8 protein-coding genes are annotated in these 6,089 nt (G+C 30.9%); 3 read left to right on the forward strand and 5 right to left on the reverse strand.

Translation table 11 applies throughout. From position 1 onward, the window contains the following. Positions 1-5: 5 nt before the first annotated feature. The 3 genes from N5D90_RS15285 to N5D90_RS15295 form a co-directional block, all read right to left on the reverse strand. A complete protein-coding gene (locus N5D90_RS15285; RefSeq protein ID WP_125350302.1) occupies positions 6-434 on the reverse strand; it encodes a hypothetical protein in 429 nt (142 codons plus the stop codon). Between the two features lie 54 nt (positions 435-488). Next, positions 489-1,511 carry a DUF4407 domain-containing protein gene (locus tag N5D90_RS15290; protein ID WP_280063136.1) on the reverse strand — a complete coding sequence of 341 codons (1,023 nt, stop codon included), beginning with the start codon at positions 1,509-1,511 and terminating at the stop codon, positions 489-491. Positions 1,512-1,617: 106 nt separating this feature from the next. Continuing rightward, complete coding sequence (locus N5D90_RS15295) at positions 1,618-2,679, reverse strand: branched-chain amino acid aminotransferase (RefSeq protein WP_038336882.1); 1,062 nt, start codon at positions 2,677-2,679, stop codon at positions 1,618-1,620. Between the two features lie 80 nt (positions 2,680-2,759). On the opposite strand from N5D90_RS15295, the gene mnmD reads away from it, so the two are divergent. The 3 genes from mnmD to N5D90_RS15310 all read left to right on the forward strand — a co-directional run bounded on the left by mnmD (position 2,760) and on the right by N5D90_RS15310 (position 4,679). Beyond that, positions 2,760-3,476, forward strand: a complete 717-nt coding sequence (mnmD, locus tag N5D90_RS15300; RefSeq protein WP_280063137.1) for a tRNA (5-methylaminomethyl-2-thiouridine)(34)-methyltransferase MnmD — start codon at positions 2,760-2,762, stop codon at positions 3,474-3,476. A 72-nt stretch (positions 3,477-3,548) separates the two neighbouring features. Beyond that, positions 3,549-4,376: a 50S ribosomal protein L11 methyltransferase gene (gene prmA, locus N5D90_RS15305; RefSeq protein ID WP_280063139.1), complete on the forward strand. Its 828-nt coding sequence runs from the start codon at positions 3,549-3,551 to the stop codon at positions 4,374-4,376. A gap of 6 nt (positions 4,377-4,382) precedes the next feature. Then, the gene (locus N5D90_RS15310; RefSeq protein WP_180905936.1) at positions 4,383-4,679 is read left to right on the forward strand and encodes an ATP-dependent Clp protease adaptor ClpS; all 297 of its coding nucleotides are present in this window, start codon (positions 4,383-4,385) and stop codon (positions 4,677-4,679) included. A 6-nt stretch (positions 4,680-4,685) separates the two neighbouring features. Here the strand turns inward: N5D90_RS15310 and N5D90_RS15315 are convergent, their stop codons facing one another. Next, a complete protein-coding gene (locus N5D90_RS15315) occupies positions 4,686-5,105 on the reverse strand; it encodes a hypothetical protein (RefSeq protein WP_280063141.1) in 420 nt (139 codons plus the stop codon). A gap of 24 nt (positions 5,106-5,129) precedes the next feature. Beyond that, positions 5,130-5,666: an RNA polymerase sigma factor gene (locus N5D90_RS15320; protein ID WP_280063142.1), complete on the reverse strand. Its 537-nt coding sequence runs from the start codon at positions 5,664-5,666 to the stop codon at positions 5,130-5,132. Between the last annotated feature and the right edge of the window lie 423 nt (positions 5,667-6,089).

The following is a 6,089-nucleotide window of genomic DNA, read 5'->3' on the forward strand; positions in this document are numbered from 1 at the left end:
CAATTTTAATCAATGATTTTACTATTTGGAAAGAAAACTTTAAATGTATCAACAATGTTAATGTCCGATGTCAAAATTTGCCAATGCGAATCTTTTACAAATTCAAATACAACTTCGTTATCATATAAATTTTCGTCCTCAATGTTTACATGCAAATTATTTTCTTTTCGATCTCCAATAATTAACGCCTCTGTTACATGTTCCATTTTGTAACATAAACTTTCTAACTGATCATATTCCACAAAAATTCCGTCTTGTTGGTCAATCACTTCTTGCAATTCGAAAACCGAATATTCGTCCGTTTCACTTTCGCCATCAACCCAAAGAATTTTCCAAAAATAATCCTGTATATCTTTTATAGGAGCAATCACCTCTTCCATTCGTTGAATTTGGTTTTCGTCTTCTCCGTAAATTTCTATTTTATAAGTTTCCATATCTTATGCAAAATTAAAAAAGTAACTTCAAATGGAAGTTACTTTTTTAATTATTTATGCTTTTTCTAACTCATGTTTCACACGCTTTTCAGATTTAATATCCATAATCTGAATTGATTCTTTACTAAAAATCTTAAACGAATGTTCATGTTTTTCTAAAAGAAAATCATAAGGCCCTTTTGGCGCGATTAATTTCACTAAAACTGGCGCAGTTTCTAACGATATAAACGAAAGAGCTATAAAAATAGCTGCAGTTCCTAAAATTGGATTATTAACTGATAATTCGTCTAAAGCCTGCATACGAGCTGCAAATCCATTGTAATTTTCTTCGGTTGGTTTAGCTGCGTCAATTTCTTTCTCTTTTGCAACATTCAATCGATCCAATTCTTTGTTAATTTCAGTCAAACGAGGCGCAGATTGTTGAATATAAGTTTCGATTTCGGCAGCTTTTTGCTTTTTCAATTCTGCTTTTCGTTTCGCATTTGGTCCATAACCTTCGCGTCCAGTTGTTGTTTCTGTTTGTGTTCCTACAACTTCTTTTTCCAATTCCGTAGAAGCAGAATTATATTCGTTTCTTAATTTATCAATTTCTGCATAAATTTCTTTTCGTTCATTCGAAAAAGGCGTTCCCAATTCAGCATAACGCGCATCAATTCCTTTTTGTAGTTCTGCTTTATTTCGATTGACAATAATATTTAATTGCTTGTTAATTTCTTTCTCGAAAATTTTTAATTCTAACGGCTTCGAAATCACAATACCTAATAAAACTGCAACCAAAATACGTGGCAAAGCAATAAAAAACTGACGAAAAAATCCACCTGATTTTTTCATTGATGTGACAATATATCGGTCAAGATTAAAAATCATCAATCCCCACAACAAACCAAAACCTGTTGCTGCATATATATTATCAAAAACAGTATTCAGCGCATATCCAGCAGACAAAGCCGCCAAAATTCCTGTAAATAATATGACACCTCCAATACCGACATGTTTGTTGATATCTGTTGGTGTTTTTTTCAAGAGTTCAAGACTACTCCCTGAACAGATGATTAAAAATTTCTGTAGTCCATTCATTTTGCAAATATAGTACTTTGTATAACATATTATTAAATATCATGCCAAAAAAAGCTGACAATCAAATTGTCAGCTTATATTTTTAAAAAAAACTTACTTAATCAAATTAAGCTTGTTCTTCTATTTTAATTCTCCATCCATAAGGATCATCAGATAATCCGTATTGAATATCTTTTAATTTCTTTTTCAATTGTAATGCAAAAGAATCTTCTTCAGCTAAAGTTGGTAATTGAGCACGCTCTTCACCAAAACCTACTGCATCATATTGTGTAATTACAACAGCAGTTCCACATCCAAATACTTCTTTTAATTCTCCTGATTTATAAGCATCATACATTTCTTGTACTTCTACAGGACGCACTTCTACTTCATATCCGTTATCTTTTGCTAAAGTTAAAACAGAATCACGAGTAACTCCATTTAAGATACGCTCAGAAGTTGGAGCAGTTAAAATTTTGTTTCCAATACGTACCATTACGTTCATTGTACCAGCTTCTTCGATAAATTTGTGCTCGATAGAATCTGTCCAAATCACTTGATCATAACCATCTTTTTGCGCTTCAGAAGTTGGAAAAAATGATCCAGCATAATTACCACCACATTTTGCAAAACCAACACCACCTTGAGCAGAACGGCTATAATAATCAGCAATTTTTACTGATAATGGTTTGTCATAATAATTAGGAGCGTAAGCCAATAAAATAGCAAAAATAAACTCGTTAGACGCTCTTGCAGAAACAGCTTCTTCAGTCGCAAACATTACTGGACGAATATATAAAGACGTTCCGTAATCTTTTGGTACCCATTGACGATCGATATCAATAATCGCTTCTAAACCATCAATAAAAATTTCTTTCGGGATTTGAGGCATATTAAGACGTGCCGCAGATAAATTAAAACGTTCGAAGTTTTTCTCTGGACGGAAAATAAATACTTCTTCGTTATCATTTTTGTAGGCTTTCATTCCTTCAAAAATTGTTTGACCATAATGGAAAGACATCGCTGCTGGCGTCATTGAAATTGGTCCGTAAGGAACAATTTTTGGCTCATCCCATTTACCATCTTTGTAATGCGCGATCAACATATGGTCTGTAAACTCTTTACCAAAAACAGTAGAGTTGAAAACTGAATCGTTAAATTTTGATTCAGCAATTTTTTCTATAATCATTTTACGATATATTTTGTTTGTGCTTATCAAAGGTACATTTTATTTGCACTTTTTCATAATAAAAATCATAACTTTCGACGATGAAAAGAATTATTCAAGAAACGGAAGATGGTTCAAAAACTATCTATATTGAAGATTGGGATGAATCTTATCATTCCAAATATGGCGCTGTACAAGAGGCTTTTCATGTATTTATACAAAATGGATTTCATCATTTTACAGAAACAAAAAATCCTATAAAAATTATCGAAATTGGATTAGGTACGGGACTTAATTCTTTCATTACTTTGATAGAAGCGGAGAAACATAAAATTCCGGTGCAATATGTTGGAATAGAAAAATTTCCGGTTTCTGATGAAGAATTTGAATTGGTGAATTATTTTGAAAATGTTTTCAAACTTTATCCGGAATTTGAACATCAAAAAGAAGAATTTTTAGATTATTATCAACAATTATTTCATTCGAGTTGGGAAAATTGGCATAAAATTTCTCCATATTTTGAAATTAAGAAAGTAGAAGAAGATTTTTTCAATCTGAAAAATATCAACGAAAATAATTTTGATTTGGTTTATTTTGATGCATTTGGTTCTCGTGTTCAACCAGAATTATGGGAAAAAGAATTGTTAGAAATTGTTGATTCTTTAACTAAAAAATCTGCCATTTTTACTACTTATGCAGCGAAAGGAACCATAAAAAGAGGATTGAAAGATTTGGGCTATATTGTACAAAAACGTCCTGGACCTCCAGGAAAACGTGAAATGATGGTTGGTCTAAAAGACTTTCCATTTGACAAATAATCTGCTTTATCATTAATTATAAAAATCGTAAATTTGCAGCTGAAAACAATTTGATGTTTTCTACATTTTTTTATGACAAATTATATCGAATATAAATTTAAAGTTGCGGAAGTAGAGCCTTTTAATGAAATTATTATTGCAATGATTTCTGAATTACCTTTTGAAAGTTTTGTTGAAAACGAAGAAGGTTTTGATGCTTACATGCCAAAAACTGACGAAAATATTGACCAAGTAAAAGAAGTGATTGATTCTATCGAGAACATTGATTTCTCTTATACACGTCAAGAAATTGAACAACAAAATTGGAATGCAACTTGGGAAGAAAATTTCACACCAATTTTAGTGAACGATCAATGTTTGATTCGTGCAGAATTTCACGAAACAGTTGAAAATATTCCGTACGAAATTATCATTCAACCAAAAATGTCTTTTGGGACTGGACACCACTCTACAACACACTTGATGGTAGAATATATCTTGGAAACTGAATTTATAGGAAAAGATATTTTGGACATGGGTTGTGGAACGTCAATTCTTGCAATTTTAGGAATGAAACGTGGTGCAAATTATGCAGAATGTATCGATATTGACGAGTGGGCAGTCGAGAATTCTATCGAAAATGGAAAACGAAATGGTGTTAGTTTAGATGCTAAAATGGGTGATAATTCACTTTTAGGAAGCAAACAATTTGACATTATTTTAGCGAATATCAACAAGAATATTTTGATCAGTCAAATTCCTTCTTATATCAATGTTTTGAATGAAAATGGAGATTTATTCTTAAGTGGATTAATGGAGCAAGATTTTGATGATATCTTGGCTTTTTGTACAGAAAATGGTTTGAAATTTGTATCTAAAAAACAACGAAATGAGTGGATTGCGCTACATTTCAAAAAATAAAATGATATGACAAAATACGCAACGCAACCCATGTGGGAAACGGAAAAAGATTCGGCTGTTGATGTATTGGAACAGGAATCGCACAAATATCAAATTATTGTTTACAATGACGATGTGAATACTTTTGATTGGGTAATCGAGTCGTTGATTGATGTTTGTGAACACACGCCAGAACAAGCGGAACAATGTTCTATTTTGATTCACTATAAAGGTAAATGCGAAGTCTTGACAGGTGAATTAGAAGATTTAAAACCTCGATGCACAGAATTATTGAACCGAGGTTTGAGTGCAGAAATTATTTAGAATTTCTTAATAATCATATAAAGCAAAATCAGAATCGTCTAATGTTACATTGGACGATTTTTTGTTTTGATCGCTCGCTATATATGAATCATAAATCTTCTCGTAAACGTGATTTTCAGTTTTTGTATCCACAACTTCTGTTTTGTTTTTCTGCTGAAAATTCATCACAAATGGAATCGAAACCAAAGCGATTAAAAATACGCACGCAGCAGCCCACCATAAATTAAAATGAATAATTTTCGTTTCCTTTTTATCAATAGTCTTCGATAAAATTGATTGTTCTAAATCATCAAAATAATTAGTTGGAGTTGTATAATTTTCCTTTTGTTTTAAGCTTTTAAGATAAATTTCATCTTCCAAATTCTTAAAATAATTATCAGGAACTTTAAAATTATTTTTTAATTCATTTTCTTTCATATCGTACATAAGACAAAAAAAAGTTAATAAGGTTTAATCTTCATCCTCTAAAAATTCTTTAATTTTTGTAACTGCATGATGATAAGAGGCTTTTAGTGCACCAACAGATGTACCCGAAATTTCAGAAATTTGTTCATATTTCATTTCATCATAATATTTCATCATAAATACTACACGCTGTTTTTCTGGCAAACTCGCGATAGCTTTTTGTAATTTCAACTCAATTTCATCACCTGTATAATATTCATCCGTAGATAAATCATCCGCAATATTCATCGAATAATCTTCGAATGAAACATTTTGTTCTTTAGCATTTTTATGAATAAAATTAATGGTTTCGTTATAAGTAATCCTAAAAATCCATGTCGATAATTTCGATTCATTTTTGAATGAATTCAAATTTTGATAGATTTTGATAAAAACATTTTGAGCAATATCATCTGCGTCTTCATGAATCAAAATCATACGACGAATTTGCCAATAAACTCTCTGATGATAATCTTTTACAAGAAGTTTAAAAGCTTGTTCCCAATCCTTATTTAAAATGTGATCTAATATTTTCTGATCCAATTGAATAATATTAAGCTGTAAAGCTATTAAATTTGAAATGATAAACTTCTAATAATTTTGAACATAATCAAGATTTTATATTTTTTTTATGAAATCAAATCCATATTCCACATATACTTAAGTATGAACCTATCAATAAAAGTATATTTCTATTGAAAAATTTATTTGGGCGTTCCCTCGCTCTTTTCTTTCATGTATAGATTACATACAATTCCTACAAAAGGATTTCCACTGCTATCCCTAACGCGGGTTGTAAGTTATAAGACGTAAGATTTAAGACTTACAGAATAAAAACCTAACAAAAATATCCCCTTGAGGGAATTGTAGGGGTGTTTTTGAAGTATTACGTAATAAGTTTTATGTTATACGTAGAACGTAGCACTTAAAACATAAAACTTTATTGAACACAAAAAGCCTCAAGAA

Source organism: Empedobacter sp. GD03797, assembly GCF_029842105.1.
Lineage (GTDB): Bacteria > Bacteroidota > Bacteroidia > Flavobacteriales > Weeksellaceae > Empedobacter > Empedobacter falsenii_C.